Annotated in this window: 23 protein-coding genes; 14 read left to right on the plus strand and 9 right to left on the minus strand. The window is 70.9% G+C overall.

Features of this window, described 5'->3' with window-relative positions; translation table 11 throughout:
• Positions 1-30: 30 nt before the first annotated feature.
• From ACP7TJ_RS25060 to ACP7TJ_RS25075, 4 genes are all read left to right on the plus strand, one after another.
• Positions 31-2625 carry an ATP-binding protein gene (locus ACP7TJ_RS25060; RefSeq protein WP_427765480.1) on the plus strand — a complete coding sequence of 865 codons (2595 nt, stop codon included), beginning with the start codon at positions 31-33 and terminating at the stop codon, positions 2623-2625.
• Positions 2622-3299, plus strand: coding sequence for a response regulator (locus tag ACP7TJ_RS25065; RefSeq protein ID WP_093766451.1), 678 nt, complete (start codon positions 2622-2624; stop codon positions 3297-3299). The genes ACP7TJ_RS25060 and ACP7TJ_RS25065 overlap by 4 nt, the downstream gene beginning before the upstream one ends.
• Before the next feature lie 68 nt (positions 3300-3367).
• A complete protein-coding gene (locus ACP7TJ_RS25070; protein ID WP_093766450.1) occupies positions 3368-3766 on the plus strand; it encodes an OB-fold nucleic acid binding domain-containing protein in 399 nt (132 codons plus the stop codon).
• 3 nt (positions 3767-3769) lie between these two features.
• Positions 3770-4540: a DUF3159 domain-containing protein gene (locus ACP7TJ_RS25075; protein ID WP_093766449.1), complete on the plus strand. Its 771-nt coding sequence runs from the start codon at positions 3770-3772 to the stop codon at positions 4538-4540.
• A gap of 85 nt (positions 4541-4625) precedes the next feature.
• Here the strand turns inward: ACP7TJ_RS25075 and ACP7TJ_RS25080 are convergent, their stop codons facing one another.
• Together ACP7TJ_RS25080 and ACP7TJ_RS25085 are read right to left on the minus strand one after the other, a co-directional pair.
• Positions 4626-5294 (minus strand): potassium channel family protein, encoded by a 669-nt coding sequence (locus ACP7TJ_RS25080; RefSeq protein ID WP_093766448.1) that lies wholly within the window; start codon positions 5292-5294, stop codon positions 4626-4628.
• The gene (locus ACP7TJ_RS25085; protein WP_093766447.1) at positions 5294-5965 is read right to left on the minus strand and encodes a potassium channel family protein; all 672 of its coding nucleotides are present in this window, start codon (positions 5963-5965) and stop codon (positions 5294-5296) included. The genes ACP7TJ_RS25080 and ACP7TJ_RS25085 overlap by 1 nt, the downstream gene beginning before the upstream one ends.
• Positions 5966-6615: 650 nt before the next feature.
• On the opposite strand from ACP7TJ_RS25085, the gene ACP7TJ_RS25090 reads away from it, so the two are divergent.
• The 7 genes from ACP7TJ_RS25090 to ACP7TJ_RS25120 all read left to right on the plus strand — a co-directional run bounded on the left by ACP7TJ_RS25090 (position 6616) and on the right by ACP7TJ_RS25120 (position 14888).
• Positions 6616-8661, plus strand: coding sequence for an APC family permease (locus ACP7TJ_RS25090; protein ID WP_427765487.1), 2046 nt, complete (start codon positions 6616-6618; stop codon positions 8659-8661).
• A gap of 69 nt (positions 8662-8730) precedes the next feature.
• On the plus strand, positions 8731-10053 hold the full coding sequence (locus ACP7TJ_RS25095; protein WP_228917883.1) for a class I SAM-dependent RNA methyltransferase: 1323 nt from the start codon (positions 8731-8733) through the stop codon (positions 10051-10053).
• Between the two features lie 547 nt (positions 10054-10600).
• The gene (locus tag ACP7TJ_RS25100) at positions 10601-10750 is read left to right on the plus strand and encodes a hypothetical protein (protein ID WP_401628397.1); all 150 of its coding nucleotides are present in this window, start codon (positions 10601-10603) and stop codon (positions 10748-10750) included.
• Positions 10751-10856: 106 nt separating this feature from the next.
• On the plus strand, positions 10857-11156 hold the full coding sequence (locus ACP7TJ_RS25105) for a hypothetical protein (RefSeq protein WP_427765490.1): 300 nt from the start codon (positions 10857-10859) through the stop codon (positions 11154-11156).
• Positions 11157-11517: 361 nt separating this feature from the next.
• Entirely contained in the window at positions 11518-12783 is a 1266-nt protein-coding gene (locus ACP7TJ_RS25110) for a DUF262 domain-containing protein (protein WP_193459526.1), read from the plus strand.
• Positions 12780-13928, plus strand: a complete 1149-nt coding sequence (locus ACP7TJ_RS25115; RefSeq protein WP_228917880.1) for an AAA family ATPase — start codon at positions 12780-12782, stop codon at positions 13926-13928. The genes ACP7TJ_RS25110 and ACP7TJ_RS25115 overlap by 4 nt, the downstream gene beginning before the upstream one ends.
• A gap of 39 nt (positions 13929-13967) precedes the next feature.
• The gene (locus ACP7TJ_RS25120; RefSeq protein WP_401628389.1) at positions 13968-14888 is read left to right on the plus strand and encodes a hypothetical protein; all 921 of its coding nucleotides are present in this window, start codon (positions 13968-13970) and stop codon (positions 14886-14888) included.
• A gap of 533 nt (positions 14889-15421) precedes the next feature.
• On the opposite strand, the gene ACP7TJ_RS25125 is transcribed toward ACP7TJ_RS25120, so the two are convergent.
• Complete coding sequence (locus ACP7TJ_RS25125) at positions 15422-16321, minus strand: MBL fold metallo-hydrolase (RefSeq protein WP_427765495.1); 900 nt, start codon at positions 16319-16321, stop codon at positions 15422-15424.
• A gap of 22 nt (positions 16322-16343) precedes the next feature.
• The gene (locus ACP7TJ_RS25130; protein ID WP_427765498.1) at positions 16344-17615 is read right to left on the minus strand and encodes an MFS transporter; all 1272 of its coding nucleotides are present in this window, start codon (positions 17613-17615) and stop codon (positions 16344-16346) included.
• Positions 17616-17737: 122 nt separating this feature from the next.
• On the opposite strand from ACP7TJ_RS25130, the gene ACP7TJ_RS25135 reads away from it, so the two are divergent.
• From ACP7TJ_RS25135 to ACP7TJ_RS25145, 3 genes are all read left to right on the plus strand, one after another.
• Entirely contained in the window at positions 17738-17947 is a 210-nt protein-coding gene (locus ACP7TJ_RS25135; protein ID WP_427765501.1) for a hypothetical protein, read from the plus strand.
• Positions 17934-19325 (plus strand): amidase, encoded by a 1392-nt coding sequence (locus tag ACP7TJ_RS25140; protein WP_380875225.1) that lies wholly within the window; start codon positions 17934-17936, stop codon positions 19323-19325. The genes ACP7TJ_RS25135 and ACP7TJ_RS25140 overlap by 14 nt, the downstream gene beginning before the upstream one ends.
• A gap of 274 nt (positions 19326-19599) precedes the next feature.
• A complete protein-coding gene (locus ACP7TJ_RS25145; protein ID WP_189910672.1) occupies positions 19600-20175 on the plus strand; it encodes a TetR/AcrR family transcriptional regulator in 576 nt (191 codons plus the stop codon).
• 250 nt (positions 20176-20425) lie between these two features.
• Here the strand turns inward: ACP7TJ_RS25145 and ACP7TJ_RS25150 are convergent, their stop codons facing one another.
• The 5 genes from ACP7TJ_RS25150 to ACP7TJ_RS25170 all read right to left on the minus strand — a co-directional run bounded on the left by ACP7TJ_RS25150 (position 20426) and on the right by ACP7TJ_RS25170 (position 25087).
• Entirely contained in the window at positions 20426-20833 is a 408-nt protein-coding gene (locus ACP7TJ_RS25150) for an STAS domain-containing protein (RefSeq protein ID WP_308438471.1), read from the minus strand.
• A gap of 116 nt (positions 20834-20949) precedes the next feature.
• Positions 20950-21900 (minus strand): anti-sigma factor RsbA family regulatory protein, encoded by a 951-nt coding sequence (locus tag ACP7TJ_RS25155; RefSeq protein ID WP_427765505.1) that lies wholly within the window; start codon positions 21898-21900, stop codon positions 20950-20952.
• The gene (locus tag ACP7TJ_RS25160; protein WP_427765507.1) at positions 21897-22679 is read right to left on the minus strand and encodes an MEDS domain-containing protein; all 783 of its coding nucleotides are present in this window, start codon (positions 22677-22679) and stop codon (positions 21897-21899) included. Before ACP7TJ_RS25160 ends, ACP7TJ_RS25155 begins: the two co-directional genes overlap by 4 nt.
• 74 nt (positions 22680-22753) lie before the next feature.
• The gene (locus ACP7TJ_RS25165) at positions 22754-24364 is read right to left on the minus strand and encodes an alpha/beta hydrolase (protein WP_427765510.1); all 1611 of its coding nucleotides are present in this window, start codon (positions 24362-24364) and stop codon (positions 22754-22756) included.
• A 75-nt stretch (positions 24365-24439) separates the two neighbouring features.
• Positions 24440-25087, minus strand: coding sequence for a hypothetical protein (locus ACP7TJ_RS25170; RefSeq protein ID WP_167743686.1), 648 nt, complete (start codon positions 25085-25087; stop codon positions 24440-24442).
• Between the last annotated feature and the right edge of the window lie 112 nt (positions 25088-25199).

Below are 25199 nucleotides of genomic sequence, written 5' to 3' on the forward strand. Positions count from 1 at the left end.
CCGGAAGCACGACCGGAAGACAATGGGGCCATGGGACGCGGCAAGCTTCGGATCCACCTCGGCGCGGCGCCGGGCGTGGGCAAGACCTACGCGATGCTCGCCGAGGCGCACCGCCGCACCGAACGCGGCACCGACTGCGTCGTCGCCTTCGTGGAGACGCACGGCAGGACCCGCACCGAGGCCCTGCTGACCGGGCTGGAGCGGGTCCCGTACAGGCGCCTGGAGCGGGACGGCGTGACCGTGGCCGAGATGGACCTCGACGCCGTCCTCGCCCGCCGCCCCCGCGTCGCCCTGGTCGACGAGCTCGCCCACACCAACGCGCCCGGCTCCCGCAACGCCAAGCGCTGGCAGGACGTGGAGGAGCTGCTGGCCGCCGGCATCGACGTGCTGTCCACCGTCGGCATCCAGCACCTGGAGTCGCTGGGCGACACCGTGGAGTCCATCACCGGCGTACGGGAGCCGGAGACCGTGCCGGACGAGGTGGTGCGCCGCGCCGACCAGGTCGAACTGGTCGACATGACGCCCGAGGCGCTGCGCCGCCGCATGGCGCACGGCAACATCCACCAGCCCGACCAGGTCGACGCGGCCCTCTCCAGCTACTTCCGCCCCGGCAACCTCGCCGCCCTGCGGGAGCTCGCCCTGCTGTGGGTCGCCGACCGGGTCGACGCCCACCTCCAGCGCTACCGCAGCGAGCACGCCGTCTCGGCGATCTGGGGGTCGCGCGAGCGGATCGTGGTCGGGCTGACCGGGGGGCCCGAGGGCCGCACCCTGATCCGGCGGGCCGCGCGGCTCGCGGAGAAGGGCGCGGGCGGGCAGCTGCTCGCCGTGTACATATCCCGCAGCGACGGCCTCGCCTCCGCCTCGCCCGGCGAACTGGCCGCCCAGCGCACCCTCGTGGAGGACCTCGGCGGCAGCTTCCACCACGTCGTCGGCGACGACATACCCGCCGCCCTGCTCGACTTCGCGCGCGGCGCCAACGCCACCCAGATCGTGCTGGGCTCCTCCCGCCGCCGCACCTGGCAGTACGTCTTCGGCCCCGGCGTCGGCGCGACCGTCGCCCGCGACTGCGGACCCGACCTGGACGTGCACATCGTCACCCACGAGGAGGCCGCCACGGGCCGCGGACTGCCCGTCGCCCGGGGCGCGCCGCTGGGACGGCTGCGGCTCGCCTGGGGGTGGGCGGCCGGCACGGCGGGGCCCGTCGTCCTGGCGGCGCTGCTCAGCGCCGTCGACCCGGGGCTCGCCCTCGACATGCTGATGTTCCTGGCGGTGACCGTCGCCGCGGCGCTCCTCGGCGGGCTGTGGCCGGCCCTCGCCTCGGCGGCCGTAGGCTCTCTGCTGCTCAACTTCCTCTACACCCCGCCCCTGCACACCTGGAGCGTCTCCGACCCGCGGAACATCGTCGCCATCGTCGTCTTCGTCGCGGTCGGCGCCTCGGTCGCCTCCGTGGTCGACCTCGCGGCCCGGCGCACCCAGCAGGCGGCCCGGCTGCGCGCCGAGTCGGAGATCCTGTCGTTCCTCGCGGGCAACGTGCTGCGCGGCGAGACCGGCCTGGAGAACCTGCTGGAGCGGGTCCGGGAGACCTTCGGCATGGAGTCCGCCGCGCTGCTGGAACGCGCCGGGGACGTCGAGCCGTGGACCTGCGCGGGCCGGGTGGGCCGGGGCCGCCCGGTGGAGCGGCCCGAGGACGCCGACGTCGAGGTGCCCGTCGGCGACCACATGGCGCTGGCGCTGACCGGCCGGGTGCCGCCGGCCGAGGACCGCAGGGTGCTGGCCGCCTTCGCCGCGCAGGCCGCCGTGGTCCTGGACCGCCGGCGGCTGCGCGAACAGGCCGACCAGGCCCTCGCCCTCGCCGAGGGCAACCGCATCCGCACCGCGCTGCTCGCCGCCGTCAGCCACGACCTGCGCACCCCGCTCGCCGGAATCAAGGCGGCCGTCTCCTCGCTGCGCTCCGAGGACGTCGAATGGTCCGACGAGGACCGCGCCGAACTGCTGGAGGGCATCGAGGACGGCGCGGACCGCCTGAACCACCTGGTGGGCAACCTGCTCGACATGTCCCGCCTGCACACCGGCACGGTCACCCCGCTGATGCGCGGCACCGACCTGGACGAGGTGGTGCCGCGGGCCCTCGGCGGGGTGCCCCAGGACAGCGTCGTCCTGGACGTCCCCGAGACGCTGCCGATGGTCGACGCCGACCCCGGACTGCTGGAGCGGGCGATGGCCAACGTGGTCGAGAACGCCGTGAAGTACAGTCCGCCGGGGGAGAAGGTGCTGGTCGCCGCCAGCGCCCTCGCCGACCGGGTCGAGGTGCGGGTCGTCGACCGGGGTCCCGGCGTCCCCGACGAGGCGAAGGAGCGCATCTTCGCGCCGTTCCAGCGCCACGGGGACGCCCCGCGCGGCGCCGGCGTCGGCCTGGGCCTGGCGGTCGCCCGCGGCTTCGCCGAGGCCATGGGCGGCACCCTGAACGCCGACGACACGCCCGGCGGCGGCCTCACCATGACCCTCACCCTGCACGCGGCGGACGCCCGGCCGGAGGACGGCCCGGACGACCGCGGGCGCGGCCGCGTGGCCGCGGAGAACGAAAGCGGCCCCGTGGCCGCGGAGAACGAAAGGCGAGCCTCATGACCCGGGTGCTGGTGGTCGACGACGACCCGGCCATCGTGCGGGCCCTGGTGATCAGCCTCAGGGCCCGGCAGTACGAGGTCGACTCCGCCGAGGACGGGGCGGGCGCCCTGCGCGCGGCCGCCGCCCGCCACCCGGACGTGGTCGTCCTCGACCTGGGCCTGCCCGACACGGACGGCGTCGACGTCATCCGGCGGCTGCGCGAGTGGAGCCGGGTGCCGATCCTGGTGCTGTCCGCGCGGCACGCCTCGGGCGAGAAGGTCCAGGCGCTGGACGCCGGCGCCGACGACTACGTCACCAAGCCCTTCGGCATGGACGAACTGCTCGCCCGGCTGCGGGCCGCCGTACGGCGCGCGGAACCCGCCGACGGCGGAGACGTGGTCGTGGAGACCGAGGCGTTCACCGTCGACCTCGCCGCGAAGAAGGTCCACCGCGACGGCCGTGACGTACGGCTCACGCCCACCGAGTGGCATCTGCTGGAGGCGCTGGTGCGCGCCGGGGGCCGGCTGGTGGGGCAGAAGCAGCTGCTGCGGGAGGTGTGGGGGCCGTCCTACGGGACGGAGACCAACTACCTGCGCGTCTACATGGCGCAGCTGCGCCGCAAGCTGGAGGCGGACCCGTCACGGCCGAGACACCTCATCACCGAGCCCGGCATGGGCTACCGCTTCGAGAAGTGACGGCGGGCCGTTCGGACCGGGGAAGCAGGGGGTACGTAACCGTCAGTGCACCCCGGTACGCTTCAGATATGAGTGCTGTTCCTCGGTCCGAGAAGCCGGCAGGCCGGTTCCGCCGCATGCTCGACCGGCTCTCGTCCTCCCAGGAGGACCTGGAGTCGGAGGAGCTGCGCGAGGACGCCGCGACTGCCGGATGCACGCGGATAGGTGACTGCCAGGACCGCGAGATCGTCACGGTTACTGGTACCTTGCGCACGGTCACGCTGCGGCCGCGCGCGGGAGTGCCGGCCCTGGAGGCCGAGCTGTTCGACGGTACCGCCGCGCTGGACGTGGTGTGGCTCGGCAGGCGCTCCATCGTGGGGATAGAGCCGGGGCGCAAGCTGATCGCATCGGGCCGGATCGCCATGAGCCGTGGCCGCCGGGTGCTGTTCAATCCGAAATACGAACTCAGACCCCTCGGACGGGAGTAGCCGGTGACGTCGCTCGACAAGCCGACAACCGAAGAGACCGCCGCGGACACGTCCGCGGACGACGCCCGGGCGGTGACGGAAGCCGCCCTGTTCGAGGCGTTCGGCGGTGTCCGGGGCATGGTCGAGACGGTGCTGCCGGGGCTGCTCTTCGTCAGCATCTACACGGTCAACAAGAACCTGCACATGTCGGCGCTCGCGGCGCTCGGCGTGGCGCTGGTCATGGTCGTGGTCCGGCTCGCCCGCAGGGACACCGTGAAGCACGCCTTCAGCGGCGTCTTCGGCGTCGGCTTCGGCGTGGTCTTCGCCATGATGACCGGCAACGCCAAGGACTTCTACCTGCCGGGCATGCTGTACACCCTGGGCCTGGCCCTGGCGTACATCGTCACGGCGATGGCGGGCGTCCCGCTGATCGGCCTGATGCTGGGCCCGGTGTTCAAGGAGAACCTCTCCTGGCGCACCAGGAACCCGGGCCGCAAGAAGGCGTACACCAAGGCCAGCTGGGCCTGGGGCCTGATCCTGCTCGCCAAGTGCGCGATCCTCTTCCCGCTGTACTGGTGGGCGGACACCACCCAGCTCGGCTGGGTGCTGGTGGCGCTGAAGATCCCGCCGTTCCTGCTCGCCGTCTATCTGACCTGGGTGTTCCTGGCGAAGGCCCCGCCGCCGATCGACGTCTTCGCCGAGATGGAGGCGGAGGAGCGCGCGGAGGAGGAGCGGAAGGCCGCTGCCGCGGGGGAGGGTGAAGGGGCGCAGGCGGGCCGGCACCGCCGCCCGTGAGCTTCCTGTACACGTGTGAGGGGCGCCCGGATCCATCCGGGCGCCCCTCACACGTGTGCGCACGGCTCGTGGCCGCGCGTGCTGCTCACGACTCCTTGCGGACCGAGAGCAGGTCCTCCAGCTGCTCCTCACGGGCCTGCGCGGCCACGAAGAGCAGCTCGTCGCCGGCCTCCAGGGAGTCCTCGCCGGTCGGCGTCAGCACCCGAGTGCCGCGGATGATCGTGACCAGCGAGGTGTCCTGCGGCCACGCCACGTCCCCGACCTGGGTGCCGGCCAGCGCGGACTCCTCCGGCAGGGTCAGCTCCACCAGGTTGGCGTCGCCGTGGCTGAAGCGCAGCAGCCGGACCAGGTCTCCGACGCTGACCGCCTCCTCCACCAGCGCCGACATCAGACGCGGGGTGGAGACGGCGACGTCCACGCCCCAGGACTCGTTGAACAGCCACTCGTTCTTCGGGTTGTTCACCCGGGCGACGACGCGGGGCACGCCGTACTCGGTCTTCGCGAGCAGCGACACGACCAGGTTGACCTTGTCGTCGCCGGTCGCGGCGATGACCACGTTGCAGCGCTGGAGCGCCGCCTCGTCCAGGGACGTGATCTCGCAGGCGTCGGCGAGCAGCCACTCCGCCTGCGGGACGCGCTCCACCGAGATCGCGGTCGGCGCCTTGTCGATCAGCAGGACCTCGTGGCCGTTCTCCAGCAGCTCGCCCGCGATCGAGCGGCCGACCGCGCCGGCTCCGGCAATGGCGACCCTCATCAGCGACCGCCCTCCTCGTCGGGTCCCTTGGCGAAGGCCGCCTCGACCCGGTCGATCTCGTCCGTGCGCATCATCACGTGCACCAGGTCACCCTCCTGCAACACCGTCTGCGAACTGGGCAGGATGGCCTCGCCGAGCCGGGTGAGGAACGCGACCCGCACGCCCGTCTCGTCCTGCAGCCGGGAGATACGGTGCCCCACCCACGCCGCGGAGGTGTGCACCTCGGCGAGCTGCACTCCGCCGGTGGGGTCGCGCCACAGCGGCTCGGCGCCCGAGGGGAGCAGCCGGCGCAGCATCTGGTCGGCGGTCCACCGGACCGTGGCGACCGTCGGGATACCGAGCCGCTGGTAGACCTCCGCGCGCCGGGGGTCGTAGATCCGCGCTGCGACGTTCTCGATGCCGAACATCTCGCGGGCCACCCGGGCGGCGATGATGTTCGAGTTGTCGCCGCTGGACACGGCGGCGAAGGCGCCGGCGTCCTCGATGCCGGCCTCGCGCAGGGTGTCCTGGTCGAAGCCGATGCCGGTGACCCGGCGGCCGCCGAACGAGGAGCCCAGCCGGCGGAACGCGGTGGGGTCCCGGTCGACCACGGCGATCGTGTGCCCTTGTTCCTCCAGGGCCTGGGCCAGGGCGGAACCGACCCTGCCGCAGCCCATGATGACGATATGCATCGCGTTACACCGCGCTTCCTGCAGGCCGTGCGACCTTCATGACCTTCGTGCTCATGTCTCTCTTTCGGCTCGCCAGGCAACACGTCGCGGCCCGTTGGCGGCCGCCAGGCAACATCATGCCGGGGTCCGCCGACCCTGATGCCCCTCGGGGGCGCTCTGCCCGCCGTAACCGACGGTACGCGGGCCGGGGTGGCCCTACCGTCCGCGGCGCGGTGGGGGCTTGGCGCGCAGTTCCCCGCGCCCCTGAAGGCGCTGCGGTGAACGCGCCCCGAAGGGGCGCGAGGAACTGCGCGAGCAACCCATGACGACCTGCACCCGGCGCCCCGGGCGTCTTCGAGGAGCGGGGCGCCACAGGCCCCAAGACCTAGCGGCGCGTGATGCTGCGCACGCTGGCGATGGCCAGGACGCCCAGGACGACGAGGCCGGCCGCTGCGCCGATCAGTTCTGCGGTCGTGTGCATGGGACCCTCCACGAGGCGTTGCGACAACGGCCGGGCATGTGGTCATACAGGCATGCAACTCCCCCGACCTGCGCAATCCGCACCCCGACGCCCCGACTTTTCACCCGGAGGGCAGCGGCCGTATGGATGCCGTATGGATCTGGGGTGGCGGGTGCGTCGCTCGTCGCCGGACGGCTTACGATCCACACTTGTGTCCAAACTGACCGACGTGCCCAAACGCATTCTCATCGGGCGCGCACTACGCAGCGACCGGCTGGGCGAAACGCTCCTGCCGAAGCGCGTCGCACTCCCCGTCTTCGCCTCCGACCCGCTGTCCTCCGTGGCGTACGCGCCCGGCGAGGTGCTGCTGGTCCTGTCCATCGCGGGCCTGTCGGCGTACCACTTCAGCCCCTGGATCGCCGCCGCGGTCGTCGTGCTGATGTTCACCGTGGTCGCCTCCTACCGGCAGAACGTGCACGCCTACCCCAGCGGCGGCGGCGACTACGAGGTGGCCACCACCAACCTCGGTCCGAAGGCCGGCCTGACCGTCGCGAGCGCCCTGCTCGTCGACTACGTCCTCACCGTCGCCGTGTCGATCTCCTCCGGCATCGAGAACCTCGGCTCGGCGATCCCCTTCGTCGTCGAGAACAAGGTGGCCTGCGCGGTCGGCGTGATCGTGCTGCTGACGCTGATGAACCTGCGCGGGGTCCGCGAGTCGGGCACACTCTTCGCGATCCCCACCTACGTCTTCGTCGCCGGCGTCTTCCTCATGATCGCGTGGGGCGCCTTCCGCGGGGTCGTCCTCGGCGACGACATGCGCGCGCCGACCGCCGACTTCGAGATCAAACCCGAGCACCCCGGCCTGGCCGGCTTCGCCCTCGTCTTCCTGCTGCTGCGCGCCTTCTCCTCCGGCTGCGCCGCGCTCACCGGCGTCGAGGCGATCTCCAACGGCGTACCGGCCTTCCGCAAGCCCAAGTCGCGGAACGCGGCGACCACGCTCGCCATGATGGGTCTGCTCGCCGTCACCATGTTCTGCGGCATCATCGGGCTGGCCATGGCCACGGACGTCCGCATGGCCGAGAACCCCGCCAAGGACCTGATCCACGACGGAGTCCCACTCGGCCCCGACTACGTCCAGCACCCGGTGATCTCCCAGGTCGCCGAAGCCGTGTTCGGTCAAGGCAGCCTGCTGTTCATCGTTCTCGCCGCCGCCACCGCGCTGGTGCTGTTCCTCGCCGCGAACACCGCCTACAACGGCTTCCCGCTGCTCGGCTCGATTCTCGCCCAGGACCGTTACCTCCCTCGCCAGCTCCACACCCGCGGCGACCGCCTCGCCTTCTCCAACGGCATCGTGCTGCTCGCGGGCGCCGCCGGACTGCTGGTGTGGGTCTACGGCGCCGACTCCACCCGGCTGATCCAGCTCTACATCGTCGGCGTGTTCGTGTCCTTCACGCTCAGCCAGACCGGCATGGTGCGGCACTGGAACCGGCTGCTGGCCACGGAGAGCGACCAGGCCAAGCGCCGCCACATGATCCGCTCGCGGGCCATCAACGCCTTCGGCGCCTTCTTCACCGGCCTGGTCCTGGTCGTCGTGCTCGTTACCAAGTTCACCCACGGCGCGTGGGTCGCGCTGCTCGGCATGTGCATCTTCTACGCGACCATGACGGCGATCCGCCGCCACTACGACCGGGTCGCCGAGGAGATCGCGGCGCCGGACACCCCGACCGACGACAGCGTGCGGCCCTCCCGGGTCCACTCCGTCGTCCTGGTCTCCAAGGTGCACCGCCCCGCTCTGCGCGCCCTCGCCTACGCCAAGCTGCTGCGCTCCGACACCCTGGAGGCGCTCAGCGTCAACGTGGACCCGGACGAGACCGGTGCGCTGCGCGAGGAGTGGGAACGGCGCGGCATCGACGTCCCCCTGAAGGTGCTCGACTCCCCGTACCGGGAGGTCACCCGCCCGGTGATCGAGTACGTCAAGAGCCTGCGCGCCCAGTCGCCGCGGGACGTGGTGTCCGTCATCATCCCGGAGTACGTGGTCGGCCACTGGTACGAGCATCTGCTGCACAACCAGAGCGCGCTGCGGCTCAAGGGCCGGCTGTTGTTCACCCCGGGCGTGATGGTCACCTCGGTGCCGTACCAGCTCGAGTCCTCCGAGGCCGCCAAACTGCGCGCCCGCAAGCGGCAGGACTGGGCCGCCCCCGGCTCGGTGCGCCGAGGTCCGGCGGAGCGGGCGAAGGACTCCTCCCCGCACACGTAGACTGGTGGGCTGTTGTCCCGGGCCGCCAGGCCCGCCCGCCCGTACCCGATGTTGTGGAGTCACCCCGCCATGCAGGCAGAACCGAGGAAATCACTGGTGGGGGAGGAGTACGAGGTCGAGATCGGCCCCGTCGCCCACGGCGGCCACTGCATCGCCCGTACGTCGGAGGGGCAGGTCCTCTTCGTCCGGCACGCCCTGCCCGGCGAGCGCGTCGTCGCCCGCGTCACCGAGGGCGAGGAGGGCGCGCGGTTCCTGCGTGCGGACGCGGTGACGGTGCTGGAGGCGTCCAAGGACCGCATCGACGCGCCCTGCCCGTTCGCCGGCCCCGGCCGCTGCGGCGGCTGCGACTGGCAGCACGCCAAGCCGGGCGCGCAGCGGCGGCTCAAGGGCGAGGTCGTCGCCGAGCAGCTCCAGCGGCTGGCCGGGCTGACGCCCGAGGAGGCCGGCTGGGACGGCACGGTGATGCCCGCCGAGGGCGACAAGGTGCCCGCGGGCCAGGTCCCGTCCTGGCGCACGCGCGTGCAGTACGCGGTGACCGCGGACGGCCGCGCGGGTCTGCGCCGGCACCGTTCGCACGAGGTCGAGCCGATCGACCACTGCCTGATCGCCGCCGAGGGCGTCAGCGAGCTGGGCATCGAGAAGCGGGACTGGACCGGCATGGACTCGGTCGAGGCGATCGCCGCGACCGGCTCCCAGGACCGCCAGGTGGTTCTGACGCCGAAGCCCGGCGCCCGCCTTCCGCTGGTCGAACTGGACCGCCCCGTCTCGGTGTTGCGCATCGACGAGCGCAACGGGCAGGTGCACCGGGTGCACGGCCGCCCCTTCGTCCGCGAGCGTGCCGACGGCCGCACCTACCGCGTCGGCAACGGCGGCTTCTGGCAGGTCCACCCGAAGGCCGCCGACACCCTCGTCACCGCCGTCATGCAGGGCCTGCTGCCCCGCAAGGGCGACATGGCGCTCGACCTGTACTGCGGCGTCGGCCTGTTCGCGGGCGCGCTGGCCGACCGGGTCGGCGAGCAGGGCGCGGTGCTCGGCATCGAGTCCGGCAAGCGCGCGGTGGAGGACGCCCGGCACAACCTGGCGGAGTTCCCGCGGGTGCGGATCGAGCAGGGCAAGGTCGAGTCGGTGCTGCCCCGCACCGGCATCACCGAGGTCGACCTGGTCGTCCTCGACCCGCCCCGCGCGGGCGCCGGCCGCAAGACGGTCGCACACCTCTCCTCCCTGGGCGCCCGCCGCATCGCCTACGTCGCCTGCGACCCGGCCGCCCTGGCCCGCGACCTCGCGTACTTCCGGGACGGCGGGTACAAGGTGCGGACACTGCGGGTGTTCGACCTGTTCCCGATGACGCATCATGTGGAGTGCGTGGCGATTCTGGAGCCGGCGGCGAAGTAGCCTTGACCTGCGGTTCATCCGGCACTGCCCGAGTCAGGCCGGAGCGCTCGACCTGTTTTTTCGAAGCACACCACGTCGAGCGCTTCATAGGCTTGTGTTACGTGTCTGCACCTGCGGTTAAGCCTAGACGGTGCGCTTGACGCTCACCGAGCGCTCATTCTGACGGTGCGTCATGATGCTGGACAGCCGGCTACCGAGACGGCCGTGTCCGCGCATGAGCACGCCGCCGCCCCGCAGGTCAGCGACCTCGATGAGCCGTGATGAGCTCAACGCCCGCGCCTGGGCCGTGTCTGGCGTCGAGCAGGCGCAGGCCGTTGCGCGCCCAGTGCGACGCGTCGAGACGGTGGTGATCACGGTTGGACAGCGGGGCGACTCCCCGCAGTACTCCTCGCAGTCCGAACCCGTCTTGGAAGCGATCCGGGGCCCCGGCTGGGTCTCGGCAGGCCGCGCAAGCGCCGGACCGGGTCCGTGCCGACAAGGCGTACGACTCCCGCCGCAAACGCTCTCACCTGCGCAGACGCGAGATCAAGGCCGCCATTCCGTTTGGGTGGACCGGGTCCGCAACCGCCGCAAGCGCGGATCACGCGGCGGGCAGCCGCCGAAGTTCGACAAGGACGACTACATGCAGCGGCACGCGGCCGAGTGCGGGATCAACCGCCTCAAGCGCCACCAGGCCGTCGCCACGAGGTACGACTAACTCGCCGTCCGCTACGGAGCGACCGTGCTGATCCCAGCCATCAACGGTGGCTCTGACCTGTGTAAATGCTTCGGTGGCACCAACTGTCGGGCGGTAGCGTGCCCCGATGGGGATCAGCGTTCAGGTTCGGACATTTACCGACGCGGTCGAAGCCACGTGCATGCATCCATCCATCGCTGACCTGTGCAGACGGGCGGCGAGCCAGAACCTGCCCATGCTCGGATACGTCGATCCCTGCGACGGCACCGTGTTCAACCGGTCGCAGCTCGCAGTCCTCACCCCGGAACTCCAGGCCTTGGCGAACGGCTCAGCCGTCGAAGAAGCCGAGGCGGTGCACGAGATCCTTGCGCTGACCGCTCAAGTCGAGCGCATGACCCACCGGTATCTAGTCCTCAACGACGACTGACGACGCCCCTTCCACAACAGGCCCTGATCGCCGGGGCCTTCCTCGTCCCGGGTGGGGAAGCGGTTTCGGGGTTGCTGGTGGCCGCGGGGATCTCCGGCCTTGCCGCGATCTGGCCGCACCTCCGCGAAGCCCTGCACTGAGAGGGGCGGCAGATCGTCGGCGTTTGTCCACAGCGCCACAGCGAGGGAACCCCAGCCCGCTGCCGAGGAGCCCCGATGTCCGGCGCGCCCACCGTCAACTCCCCGCCCTGCTACTCAGTCCGATCGACCGTCACCACGAAATCACGGACGGTAGGGTGGTGGAGCGATCGAAGAGGACACGATGAGCCCACATGGCATGAGGGGGAGGGTGACGAGACGACATGGCAGCGCTGGAGGAGAGTCAGGGGCGTACCCGGGACCAACGGTCGGTGTTCGAGCGGTATCAGGACGCTGCGGCGGATGCCGGAGAGCTTGATTCATCCCTGTTCTCCGTGGAGGTCACCGCCGACGGCCGGCCGACCGACATCGAGCGCGAGGAGGCCGAGGACGTGGTGATCGAACAGATCACCTCTCCCTTCGACCCCGAGCACATCGACATTGACACCCGGACGACGACCGTCGATCTGCTGCTGTCCCGGCTGCGCAACGAGATGATCGACCTCGCCCCGGACTTCCAGCGCAAGGCGGGCATCTGGACCGACGGCAAGCAGAGCCGCCTCATCGAGTCGCTGCTGTTGCGCATCCCTATCCCGTCCTTCTACGCCGCTGAGAACAAGGACGGCAGTTGGGCCATCGTCGACGGCATCCAGCGGCTCACGTCGATCGCCCGCTTCCTGGAGCCGCAGACGGTCGGAGCCGACCCGCTGAAGCTGACGGGCCTGGAGTATCTGCGCAACTTCGAGGGGGCGGGCTTCGCGGACCTTTCCGGAAAACTCCAGATCCGGCTACGCGAGACGGAGGTCGTCGTCCATGTCATCCGGCGAGGCACTCCCGAGCCGGTGATGTTCAACGTCTTCGCGCGCATCAACACCGGAGGCGAGCCCCTCACCCGGCAGGAGATCCGACACGCGCTCATCCCGGGAAGGGCCCGCACGCTTCTCGCGGAGCTTGCGGAGACCAAGGAGTTCCGGCAGGCCACCGGCTACAGCGTCGTCGGTGACCGGATGGCCGACCGGGAGATGGTCCTGCGCTTTCTGGCGTTCCGGATGACCTCCCCGCACGCGTACAAGCCCGGTGACTTCGACGCTTTTCTCGCCGAGGCGATGCATCAGGTGAACCGTCTCGACAGCGTGGAAGAGGGCCGGCTGCGAAGCGAGTTCATCACGGCGATGATCGCGGCCAGGGAAATCTTCGGACATCATGCCTTCCGCAAGTACCGCCGGAACCAGCAGCGCAAGTCACCCATTAACAAGGCACTCTTCGAGGCGGTTGCCGTCAATCTCGCGAGCCTCGACGACGACGACCGCGAGGCGCTGCGGCAGATCGACGTCCTCGGTGCCTTCGCGGAACTCATGGATGACGTGGAGTTCGAGCGCGCCATCTCCGTGGGCACCGGCGACGCCAGGAAGGTGCGGAAGCGGTTCGACGCTGTTAAGGAGCTCTTTGAGGACGCGCTCGGCGAGGAACGGAGCGAAGTCGAGCAGTGATCAACCACATCAAGCTGATCAACTTCAAGGCGTTCCGGCGTCTGGAACTGCCCCTCGGCCCGCTGACGCTCCTCACCGGTCTCAACTCCTCGGGTAAGAGCAGCGTTCTTCAGGCACTGGCGCTGCTGCGGCAGTCGTACGAGACGCAGATGCTCACCCGGACCAAGCATGCTGGGGGAGGGCTGCTGCTCAACGGGGACCTCGTGGCCCTCGGCACCGCACAAGATGTCCTGCATGAGGACTTCGGGCCCGTGGAAGAACTCCCCGCCGTCAAGGAGCCACTTGTGGGCTTCATCATTGAGGAAGACGGCGAGCAGCGTACGTGGGCCGCCGCGTACGACTTTCGTCATCCCGATCGGGACGTCATGCCCCTGGCGGAGGGGTCGGTCCGCTCGCACGTGGCCGAGCAGCCGTTCCAGTACCTGCACGCCGACCGCATCACCCCGGCGGTCACTTACCCCCGCTCCCACCAGATCGCCATCGCGCGCGGCTTCCTCGGCGTGCGGGGTGAGCACACCGTCAACTACCTGCGCCATCACACGGAGCAGGACGTACCCATAGAAGTGCCGGACGGTCCGCTCCGCCATCGCGGCGCGACCTCTCCCCAACTCCTGGACCAGACGATCGCCTGGATGCAGGAGCTGTGTCCGGGCGTCAACATCGAGACGGATCCTGTCGAAGGCACGGACTCGGTCCGCCTCTCCTACGGCTTCGGCGGCACCGCCGGCATCAACGCCACTCGCCGTCGGCGCCCCACCCACGTCGGCTTCGGTCTCACCTACGCGCTGCCCGTCGTGGTCGCCTGCCTCACCGCCACGTCCGAGAGCCTGATCCTGCTGGAGAACCCAGAGGCGCACCTGCATCCCAAGGGGCAGAGCAGGATGGCCGCGCTGCTCTCCGCAGCCGCCGCCACCGGCGCTCAGCTGATCGTCGAGACGCACAGCGACCACGTGCTGAACGGTGTGCGCATCGCCGTGAAACATAGTGTCCTTCGGCACGAAGATGCGGTCGTGCACTACTTCAGTGGCAATGGGGCGGGCACCGAGGTCGTCACGCCGCGCATCGACAAGGACGGCATGCTCGAACAGTGGCCCGAGGGATTCTTCGACGAGTGGGAGAACTCGCTCGACCAACTGCTGGACTGACGGCACGGAACGACACAGGGGGAAGAAGGCGTGCCACTGTTGTTTCTGAACGAGAAGTCCTGGGGGGCGGCCTGCGACCCGGCGCGGGCCGAGCGGGCGATGGCCGACTTTGTGGCCGTCGTCCGTGCCGCCGCGGCCGAAGGAGGGTCGAGCACGGCACTGGTGAGCGAGGTGGACGTCAAGTCGCTTAACATCGCCGAGGGCTATCCCGTCAACAAGTGGATCGCGGCCAGTCCACGCAACCGCGCTCTCTGGCAGCGCCTGCGGGCGTTACAGGGCCGCTCGCCCGTGCGGAGCGTCTTCTCTGCGGATGATGCCGCCGATCATCTGGAATACCGCCACGATGGCGAGGTCGTCCTCGGCCTGGGCGCCGCGCACTTCATGGACGGCATCGCGGTCAGCCTTGCGGTGGCCCGGCAATGGCAGGCCGATCGCGTCACTCTGGAGCGAAGCGAACTCGTCGAGGACGACGACAGGCTGGAGATGCGGCAGGACGCCGTCGATGTCCGTCATTTGTCTGCGGAGCCACATCTCGATAGGTACCGGGACTGGCTTCGGGCGGGGCGCAGCGAGGGCGTCACCACCGGCTCGCGGATCTGGGACAGCCGGTCCGACCTCTATCCACACCTCACTTTCCTGCAGCGCGTCGAGGGCCAGCTCCGCAGCCTGGACCCGCAGTGGGTGGTACCCGTGCGGCGGGCTCTGGAGCGACTGGAGGAAGCCGTCGCCGCGTGGGATCCAGCAACCATGGCCGAGCCCGAGTGGCGGACCAAGGTCACCCCGGAGGGCGAGACCCGCAAGCGCGTGTGCCGCTTCACCGATGTGAACGGCGAGACACACACATTCGACCTGCACGCCCGGTTCACCCCGGGCGCCGGCCGCATCCACTTCCGTTTGGTCCGGGAGGAACGGACGATCCGCCTTGCCCACATCGGCAGCAAGATCCGGCCGGAGGTCTAGTACTGCAACGGTGCTTGCCATGATTGCTAACCAGGTTGGTCGTTGGTGTGGTCATGGGTGGGGGACCTTGCTGATGCCAGGTTGTGGGCGAGCGAACCCGCGGGAGTCGGGTCCTTGCCTGCATGCGGGGCCTGATCGCTCCGCTGCAGCGCAGACCGTTGACTCCTCCGCGGTAGCGGTACCGGGAGGGGCCGCCCCTCCGCCAAGCGGAGTGCTCGGTCAAGCCCGCCATGAACCGGTGACGGGCCGGAGCCACTTCCGGACCGGGGCAACACAGTGAAGCCGCAGGTCACATGCCCGATCCGGCTCGGACGGCCCGGCCCCGCGTCTGTGGCACGCGGTCTTCGCTCTGACAGTAGGTCAGTGAGCCTACCCCGGACGGGCCGGGCCCGCTGTGGTCCGTGGGGCAGATCCACGTACGCCGATCACCCGACCGGGACCACTCGGGCGTCGTTCCGGTCCAACCCGCATAGCCCACAGGCCGAGACCGATGAAGCGGCCGAGGGCCCCGGCGACCCGGTCGGCCTGCAAGGTCAGGTCGCCGGAACGGGCCGTAGCCGGTAGGTGCCCCCGTGCGCGACGACACGGCCGGCTGTGGGCGGGGCGAAGTGGGTGCCGAGGAGGAGGGTGTCCGTGCCCGCGAGGGAGGCGAGCAGTTCACCGCGGGTGGTCTCGGACTGCTGTGGGTCGATGTCCACGCAGGCGCCGATGGCGGGGTGGGCGAGTTGGACCGGGTGGTGAATGCAGTCACCGGTGATCAGCGCTGTCTCACCCTGACTGGTCAGTTCCACCGCGACATGGCCGGGGGTGTGGCCGGGGGTGGGGACCAGACGCAGGCCCGGAGTGATCCGCACGCCCTCGGCCGGGACGTCGACCAGGTCGAGCAGACCGGCCTGCTCGACCGGGATCACCGAGTCGCGGAACATCTGACGGCGTGCCTCCTCCATGTCGTACGCGGCCCAGAACTCCCTTTCGGCGCGTGCGGTGAGGTAGCGCGCCGCGGGGAACGTGGGAACCCACTCGCCGTCCGCCTTCCGGGTGTTCCAGCCGACGTGGTCGGCGTGCAGGTGGGTGAGGACCACCAGGTCGACGGAGTCGGGCGGGAAGCCGGCGGCGGCCAGACGCTCGGGGAAGTCGGTGCGCAGGTCGTGCCAGGCCGGGTTGGCCCGTTCCTTGCCGTTGCCGATGCCGGTGTCGACGAGTACGCGCAGCCCGTCCACGACGCACGCGAAACTGTGGCTGTCGATGTGGAGGATGCCGTCAGCGCCGGCGAAGTGGGGGCGCAGCCAGTCCTGGCCGGCCACCACCTGAGGAGTGGCGTCGGGCAGCAGCCAGGGCCCGGTCGCGGGCGGCAGCGGTGTCTCGTCGATGCGGTGGACGGTGATGTCGCCCACCGCCCAGGAGGGGATGGGGGCGGCCGAGGACGTCTGCATGGTCTGTCTTTTCCTTTGCTCTTCAGCGGAGAGGCCGGTGGCGCGGGCTGCCGCAGGCCCCTGTCCGGGTTCGTGACACGGCGAGGGCTGTGAGGGCGGCCGCAGCGAGGAGTGCGGCGATGACGGCGTAGGCGTGCGAGGTGGTCCTGAGCCCGTAGTGCTGGGTGGCGGCCCCCGCCGCGACGGCGGGCAGGCTCATGGAGAGGTGGCTCAGAACGTAGTAGGCGGCCAGTGTCGCGGCGCGGTCCCGCTCGTCGAGCGAGGCGAGGAGCATGCGAAGCACCCCTTGGGAGACGGCCCCGAAGGCTGCTCCGGCGAGAGCCGCGCCGCCCTGAACGGCCGGCAGTCCGACGCCGTGCAGACCGCTCAGGGTCAGGACCGCGGCGGGCAGGACGACCGTGCATCCGCCGATCGCGGTGGTGAGGGGATCGGTGCGGCGCAGAACCCACATGGTGAGTGCGGCTGCGGCGCTGAGGGTGAAGAAGACCGTGCCGAGGGTTGCCTGTGGGGCGTCGGGGGCCACCAGACGCACGAGGGCCGGCCCGAGGGAGGAGTAGAAGCCGCCCAGTGCCCAGACCGCGACGATCGCGGTGCCGGTGGTCAGCAGGGTGCGGCGCACCGCGGGCGGTACACCGAGCCGCGGGCGCAGCGATCGGAGCGCGCCTGCCCGGCGGCCGGCTGTCTCCGTGGTGAAGGTGACGGCGATCGCCTGGGCGGCGAACAGTGCCGCCAGCAGTGCGTGGACGGTGACCGTGGGGGAGGGGGCGAAGCGGACGAGGAGGGTGGAGGCGAGGACGCCCGCGGCCATGCCGGCGACCGGGGCGATGGTGTTGGTCAGGGCGGACCGACCGGGACGCCGCGGGTTCTCCAGGTCGAGGAGAGCCGCGCCCGCGGCGCTGGTGGCCACGCCGGTGGCCACTCCTTGCAGAAGGCGGGCCGCTGTCAGGGTGCCCGCGCCGTCCGCCGAGGCGAGGAGGACCATGGCGACGGCCTGCGCGCCCAGGGCGCCTGCCAGGACGGGACGCCGTCCCAGATGGTCGGAGAGCGTGCCGGTGGTGAGAAGGGCCGACAGCAGTGCCAGGGAGTAGGCGCCGAAGACCACCGTGACGGCGAGCGCCGAGAGGCCCCAATGGTCCTGATAGAGGGGGTACAGCGGTGTCGGGGCACTGGATGCCGCCAGGAGGGCCACGAGTACGGACGCGTCCAGACCGAAAGAGGCGGCACGGGTCTTCCCTTGGGCGCGGCTGTCCCTGACAGGGCAGTGCGCACCTGGGCCGGACACGACGTCGGACATGGAACCTCCCTTAAAGCAACTCGTTTGCCTTAAGGGAGGGTAGATTCTACAGTCGCGCTAAAGCAAATCTTTAGCTTTTGGCTTGGTGTGCCTCGTCGCACCACCCCGACCAGGGAGAATCCGTGTCCTCCGCCGAACTCACACCGTCCGAGGCCGCCCGCTGGGCCGCCCGCGCCGGGCTTCCGCTGCCCGATGACCGCCACGCGGCGGTCACGGTCACCGCCAACCACATCCACTCCGTCGTCGCGGCCCTGCGCGAGCTGGACTTCGGTGACACCCCGCCCGCCGGTGCCTTCCGTGCGCAAGAGGGGAAGCACGATGCAGCCGTATGAGTTGTCCCTCGCCGCCGCCGCGCGGGAGATCCGGGAGCGACGGCTGTCCCCCGTCGAGCTGGTCGACTCGGTCCTCGACCGCATCGAGAAGGTGGAGCCGCACGTTGCGGCCTACGTCGCGGTTTCCGCTGATCACGCCCGTCGGACCGCCCGCGAGGCCGAGCGCGAAGCCGCCCAGGGCTCCTACCGGGGCCCGCTGCACGGGATCCCGGTAGGAATCAAGGACGTGATCGATGTGGTCGGCGTGTCCACCACGGCAAGCTCCAGGACCCGGGCCGGTCACCGCGCGGCCTCCGACAGCACGGTCGCCGCGAGTCTGCGTGCGGCCGGCGCGATTCTGATCGGCAAGACGCACACCCACGAGTTCGCCTACGGGCTGACCACCCCGCAGACCAACAACGCCTGGGACCGAGGGAGGATCGCCGGTGGCTCCAGCGGCGGCTCCGCCGTCGCCGTGGCCTCCGGCGCGGCGACATTCGCCCTCGGCACCGACACCGGCGGATCGATCCGGGTGCCCGCCACCCTGAACGGGGTGGTCGGACTCAAGCCGACGTACGGACTCGTGCCCCGTCACGGCGTCACGTCGCTGTCCTGGTCGCTCGACCACGTCGGCCCGATCACCCGCACCGTCGACGACGCGGCCCTGGTCCTGACCGCCATCGCCGGGCACGACCCCCGCGACCCCGCCTCGGTGGCCGTCCCCGGCGTCGACTACCGGCCGGGCCCCGAACCGGATCTGACGGGAGTGCGCGTCGGCGTGCCTCGCACCTACTACTTCGAACACGTCGACGCGGACGTCGCGGCCGCCGTCCGCCACGCCATCGCGCAGCTGGAGGCCCTCGGCGCCCGGCTCATCGATATCGGCATACCGATGACCCGCTACATCCAGGCCGTCCAGTGGGGCCTGATGGTGCCGGAAGCCACCGCCTACCACCAGGCCACCCTGCGTGCCGTCCCCGAGCTGTACCAGGCGGATGTCCGGATCCTCCTGGAGGCCGGCGAGCTGATGGGCGCGGGCGACCACCTGCGGGCGCAGCGCGCCCGGACGCTGATGCGCGACGCATGGGCCCGCATCCTGGAGGAAGTCGACGTGATCGCCGCTCCTGCGGTGCCGATGGCCGCGGTCCCGTCCGGTCAGGAGACCGTCACCTGGCCCGACGGCACGGTCGAGAGCGTCTCCGACGCCTACGTGCGCCTCTCCTCCCCGGCCAACATCACAGGCGTGCCCGCGCTCTCCGTCCCGGTCGGCCGGGACACGGCAGGCATGCCCATCGGCATGCAGTTGCTCGGGCGGCCCTTCGCCGAGCGGACGCTGCTGCGGGTGGGCCACGCCTACGAGCGGACCCAGCCCGCCCGGTCGCTCGCACCCGTCACCTGAGGGCGGTAGGGGCCGGGCCGAAGATTTCCGGCCCGGCCGCCCCACCGCTCGGCTCCGGCGGGATCAGGACCGGATGCCCGCCACGATGAGAGCGGCGAGGACCCCGCCCCGGCCGTCGGGCAGGCGCTCGCCCTGTGCCGCGGAGGCGGTGGCGGCGTCACCCGCGGGTGCCGGAGCGCGTGGGGGTCGACAGGACGACGGTGCCACCGAAGGGCATGCGCTGCCCGGGGCAGAGGGAAACGCTAACGCAAGGACTGTGCTTTAGGCTGGTCGGATGAGCACCAGGCAAAGGGTTCGCCCCGGCGGGCGCAGCGCACGCGTCCAGGCGTCGGTGCACACCGCCGTACGGGAACTCCTGGAGGAGAGGGGCCGCGAGGCTCTGACCGTCCCCCTGGTCGCCCAGCGCGCCGGAGTCACCCCGTCGACCATCTACCGACGCTGGGGCACCCTGCAGGAACTGCTCTCGGACGTCGCGGTGGAGCGGCTGCGACCCGACACCGCGCCGGAGGACCACGGCGACCTGCGGTCCGACCTGACGGCGTGGGCCGAACAGTTCCTCGACGAAATGACGTCCGCCTCGGGCCGCGCCTACATCCGCGACGCCCTGCTCGGCGACCCGGACGGCGACAACGCCGGCCAGTGCTCGGCCTACGCGGCCGAACAGATCAACGTCATACTCGCCCGGGCCGACGACCGGGGGGAGCACGGTCCCGACGTCGAAACGGTCATGGACCGCATCGTCGCTCCCATGATGTACCGCATCCTCTTCCGTCCGGCCGGGCTCGACGCCGCATACGCCCGCCGGCTGGTGACTGAGCTCTTCGGTGGACGGGGGAAGGGCGGACAGTGACCGGGCGGCTGACTCCGTCGCCTCGGAAAGCACCCGCGCGGCGCACGGACGCGTCGGCGGCGCCCACGGTCCCCTACAAGGCCGTGGACCGACCCCCGAAGTTGCGCACGGTGGGGCCAGGCGGGGCGCCGAGGACCGCACCCCCCGGTTGAGCCGGGTGCTGAGAGCGGAGGAGCTCGACGAACCTCGCTGCACCGCCGCGAGGTCGAACGGGGGCCGGCCCGCTTGCCGTTCGTCCGGGTCCGTGTTCTCAGGCGGGGTCGAGTGACTCCACGGTATCGGCACAGGCGCCTGTGACGCGCCCGTCGAGAGCGGCGTGCACGGTGGGGAAGACGGGGAGGAGCGTGTCGAGGCCGAGGAGGCCCCACACCTGCTGGTAGTGGTCGCTGAGGGCGGCGAGGCGCAGGGCGCCGGCACGGCTGTCGAGCACGCTGGACAGCGCGACGATCATGCTGACGCCCGAGGAGTCGAGGTACTGCACGTCGGAGGCGTCGAGGACGAGGGTGGTGCAGCCCTCCTCGATCAGGTCCTCGCACCGGGCGCCGATGTCGGAGGCGTTCGCGTGGTCGACCTCGCTCGGCAACCGGACGACCGTCGTGTCCGCTTGATGTACCCGCACCCTCAGCATGGAGAACCGACTCCCGTCCCGATCGTTCATACCCGTGCCCCGGCGCCTTTCCGTTCGCCGCCCCCGCGTTTACCCCGGGCGCCCTCGGTCACGCGTGCCGTCGAGCACCGCATCGTCGAGCAGACCCATGGGCGCCGTCGGCGGGCCTACCCGGGCAGCTCGGTGTGCAGGCGGATCGTGGTCCCGTCATGCGGCGTGGACCGGATCTCGACGAGATCGCAGAGCTGGTGGACGAGCCACAGCCCGCGGCCACCCACCTGCCGCGCGGTCGGCATCGTACGTCCGGCCAGCGGGTCCTCCAGGTAGCCGGCGTCGCGGAACTCGCAGACGAGCCGTCGCTCCTCGCTCCACGTGCGCAGCACGCCGTGTCCGCCGCCGTGACGGATGCTGTTGGTGGCCACCTCCGTCGCGGCAAGATGCAGCTCGCGCAGACGCCGACCGGTCAGGCCGTGCTGCTCGGCGCAGGCGGCGATCTTCTCCCGGAGGGCGGGCAGGTCGCCGCTCGTGTAGAGGAACTCGTCGTACGGGTCGCAGGGGTCGGTGAGGGCAGCGAACTCGTACGGCGCCCGCGCGTCGTAGTCCTCGGACAGCACCGTCCGGCCGTCCCTGCGAATCTCGGGGTGGCAGCGTGCCATCTGGGTCAGTGCGGCGTCGTCGCGTGCGACGTCGTAGGGGCACAGCAGCCACCAGGCCGGGCCCTGGGCGAAGGCCTTGTTGAGCAGCCACTCGTGATAGCGCAGTTCCATGGCCTCGGCAGCACTGCGCACCTGGTCCCAGGGGGATTCGCCGATCCCGCGGACGGGCCGCCCCTCAGAGACGCGCTCCTTGATCCATTCCTGCCAGGCAGCGATGAGCCGTCCCGGATGGCGCGCCACCCGACTGGTGTCGACATAGCGCACGGTGTCCCCCTCGCGGACCTGGGCACGCAGCAACGACGCCTTCTCCTGCGGCACGGCCACGACGACGGCCTCGTCACTGTCGAGCGCTTCCTGGATGAAACCGACAGCGCCCGCGACGAATTCATCGCTGCCCGAGTACGGATACAGCTCGTGCCGGTATCCGCTGCTTCCGAGGGGAGTGGGCGAAGAGGAGGTCACGGCGCCATCACCACCGGAACGTCGGGGACCGCGAAGCCGGAGAGCTTCCAGGCGAGCCGCACGGTCTCGTTGGTGCCTTCCAGGACTATCTTCCGATCCGGAAGGTGTCTGGCGGCATCGGCCAGCGCTCTCATCCCGGCGGCATCGAAGAACTCCACGGTCTGGCAGCGCAGACGCACCGTCGGCGTGTGAGCGAGGAGGGTGCACAGAATGGAGCCGAAGGCCACCGCGCCGTCACTGTCGACGGTCCCTGTCACCGCCCAGCCTTCCTGCTCGGTTCGGTACACCCGGAAAGCGGGGGAGACCGGTCGGCTGCCCACATGATGAGGATGCACACACGTGATCTGCTGCAGAGCCGGCAGGTCCCAGTCGGCGCCGCTGTAGGCGCAGACCACCATGGCTCCGGTGTCGGCGGCGAACTCCTCGAGATCGAGCTCGCTGCGCAGCCACTCCTCGCTCGGGTCCGCGCCCGGGCCGGGCACGACATGGTGCAGCACGCGAAGGGAGCGGAACCCCTCCCGGTCCGCCGTGGCCGCCTCCCGACGCACTGCGGCAAGAAGGGAACCCTGCAACCGCGCGGGGTCGAGTACGAGCGGTGCGAACTCGCTCTCCGTCCGCGGGGCGGGGCCGACGATCACGACCTTGTCGCCGTGCAGCGCACCGTCCGCGACGAAAGCCCGGCTGCGGCCGATGACGTCGTCGCTACGCCCCAACAGGTGGCAGACATGATCGCCGATGTCGACCTCGTCCAGGCTTGGCAGTACGCGCGGCGTTCTCACTGCTCCTCCCTCGCTTCCTGCTCACTCTACTGCTCCCGCAACTCCCTTCCGCGCGGGTGAGGACCGGCTGCGGTTCAACGGTTCCCGGGGACGAGGGGGCGGGTGGTGGCGGGCGTGTCCGTCTCGCACACGGTGCCGTCGGCGGGGTGGGCGCCGTGGATGAGGGCGGCGTCGACCGCGCTGTCGACACACGTGTTGATGCCGTAGGAGCCGTGTCCGACTCCTTCACGTGTGAGCAGGACCGCGGAGTCCAGGGTGCGGGTCATGGTCTCGGCCCAGTGGTGCGGGGTGACCGGGTCCAGTCGGCCCGCGACCACCAGTGCGGTCGGCGAACCGGCGGCTGTGAGCGGCTTGGTGACGCGGTCCTTGTCCGGCGCGGGCCACCGGGCGCAGTTCAGGGCGGAGTAGGCGGCCCGGGTCCCGATCCGCTTGGCCTCGGTGACGGCCTTGGCGGCTGCTGCCTTGTGCGCGGCGATGCCGGCGGGGGTCTGCCAGTCGGCGCAGCGCACCGCGGTGTGGGTTTCGAACATCGCGGTGGGGACGGGGAAGGGGGACACCGTGACGCTGTTCCACAGGGTGTACAGGGGTGCGCCGTTGCCGTCCTGCGCGGCCAGCAGGGCCGACGTCAGCAGTGGCCAGGTGTTCTGGTCGCCGGCCAGGGCCCGGGTGGCCTCCAGGGCCATGGCGCCGTCGAGTTCACCGCCCGGCGTGACCCCCTTGACGGGTGCGACCTTCAGCGGCTTCGCCGCCAGCGTGTCGGTCAGTGTGTCGAACGCCCCCTGGGGGTCTCCCGCTCCGAACGGGCACACCGCGGTCCCTTCGGCGCGGCAGGTCTCGAACCAGGCGTCGAGCGTCCGTTCGCTCGCCACGGCGACCTCGTGCTGGAAGGGGAGGGGGTTGCCGAACCACTGGTTGGTGTCGACGGGCGCGTCGAGCACCATCTGGCGGACCCGGTCGGGGAACAGGGTGGCGTACATCGGTCCGACCACGGTGCCGTAGGACAGGCCGTAGTACGTGATCGTGTCCTCGCCGAGGGCGGAGCGGACCTGGTCGAGGTCGCGGGCCACGTTGTCGGTGGACAGGCTGGCCAGGAACTCCTTGCTCCGGTGCTTGACGCAGCCGTTCGTGAACGCGGCGGCATCGGTCAGCAGCCGCGGCAGGGGTTTGCCCCCGGGGACGGCCGGGTCGAAGCCGGTGCCGGCGGCCTCGGCCCGCTGCTCGTCGGTCAGGCAGCGGACTGCCTGCGATCGGCCGACGCCGCGCGGGTCCATCGCGACGATGTCGAACCGGGCGAGGACCGCGGGCGAGAAGGCACCAGGAGTGCCCGCTGTCCTGGGCAGATCGCGCAGTGTCCCGGTGGCGGAGACTCCGGGTCCACCCGGGTTGAAGACCAGGCTGCCGATGCGGCGGCCGGGATCCGTGGCCCGGTGCCGCATGACCGCGAGCGGGATCTGCCTGCCGTCGGGCTCGGTGTACTCCTGCGGCACCTTGATCGTGGCGCACTCGAGGTTCTTCCCGCAGGTGCTCCATGTGAGCGGGTCCGGGGAGGGAGCCGGGACCGATGCCTCCGCCGCGGACGTGCTGCGAGGCCCCGAGGCACCGGACGAGCACCCGGTCAGGACGACGAGGGCCGCGGCGAGCGCCGCCCCGTACCGGGCGGTGCGCCTTGACCTCGACCGGATCATGATGATCTTCCCTTTCGTCGTACGCGCGCCGGCCGAGAAGGGCCGGCGTCGGTCGTGCCTTCTCGCTTCGCAGGGTCAGCGCCCGGCCGCGTCGAGCAGCGGGGAGTACCGCAGGCGGAGCGAGCGCTCCATGCTGGCCAGAACGGCCCCGAGCCCCAGTGCGACGTTCAGCCAGATCGGCAGGTGTACCGGCGATTCGAACGTTCCGACCCGCTGCATGACGGGAGGAATGCGGGAGAGGGGTTCGGCGAGCTGCACCAGGTTCAGGCCCACGCCGATGACGAGCAGCAGCACCGATCCGATGCCGATCGCCCGGCTCAGCCCCGGATGGCGGACACCGAAACGCGCCCGCCGTCCCTCCGCCGACGCCGGGTCGGGCGTGAGCTGACGCGGCTGCCCGTCCCGGGGGCGGTAGTGGCAGCGCTTGACGCCGTAGTCGCTCATCGCCACCTCGATGACACCCCCGTCGACCGGGAAGACCGCGGGCAGCTTCGACTCGGCCACGTGCCTGCCGTCCAGGAACAGATGCGCCCGGATCCTGCTGGTGTCCCACCGCGCCCAGTGCCGTACGTCGACGGCGTACAGGCGTGCGTCACCGTCGGCGCCGGGAAGCCGTAGCCAGAACAGCGAGCGCAGGGGGAGCTGCCACCAGCGGAACCGCTGCAGTTCCCTGCCGTCTCCCGGCTTGAGGCGCTTCGACGCCGCCCACTGCTTCCACGCCATGCCCCGTCCACCCCTTCGCGCCTCAGCCGCACCCCCACTAGTACAGCGTGTTAGCAGAACGCTAGCACACTGTACTAGTACGCCGTGCTAGTAGAGTGGGTGGAACCGGGAG

The sequence above is a fragment of the Streptomyces sp. DSM 41931 genome (assembly GCF_050271085.1).
Classification (GTDB): Bacteria; Actinomycetota; Actinomycetes; order Streptomycetales; family Streptomycetaceae; genus Streptomyces; species Streptomyces albogriseolus.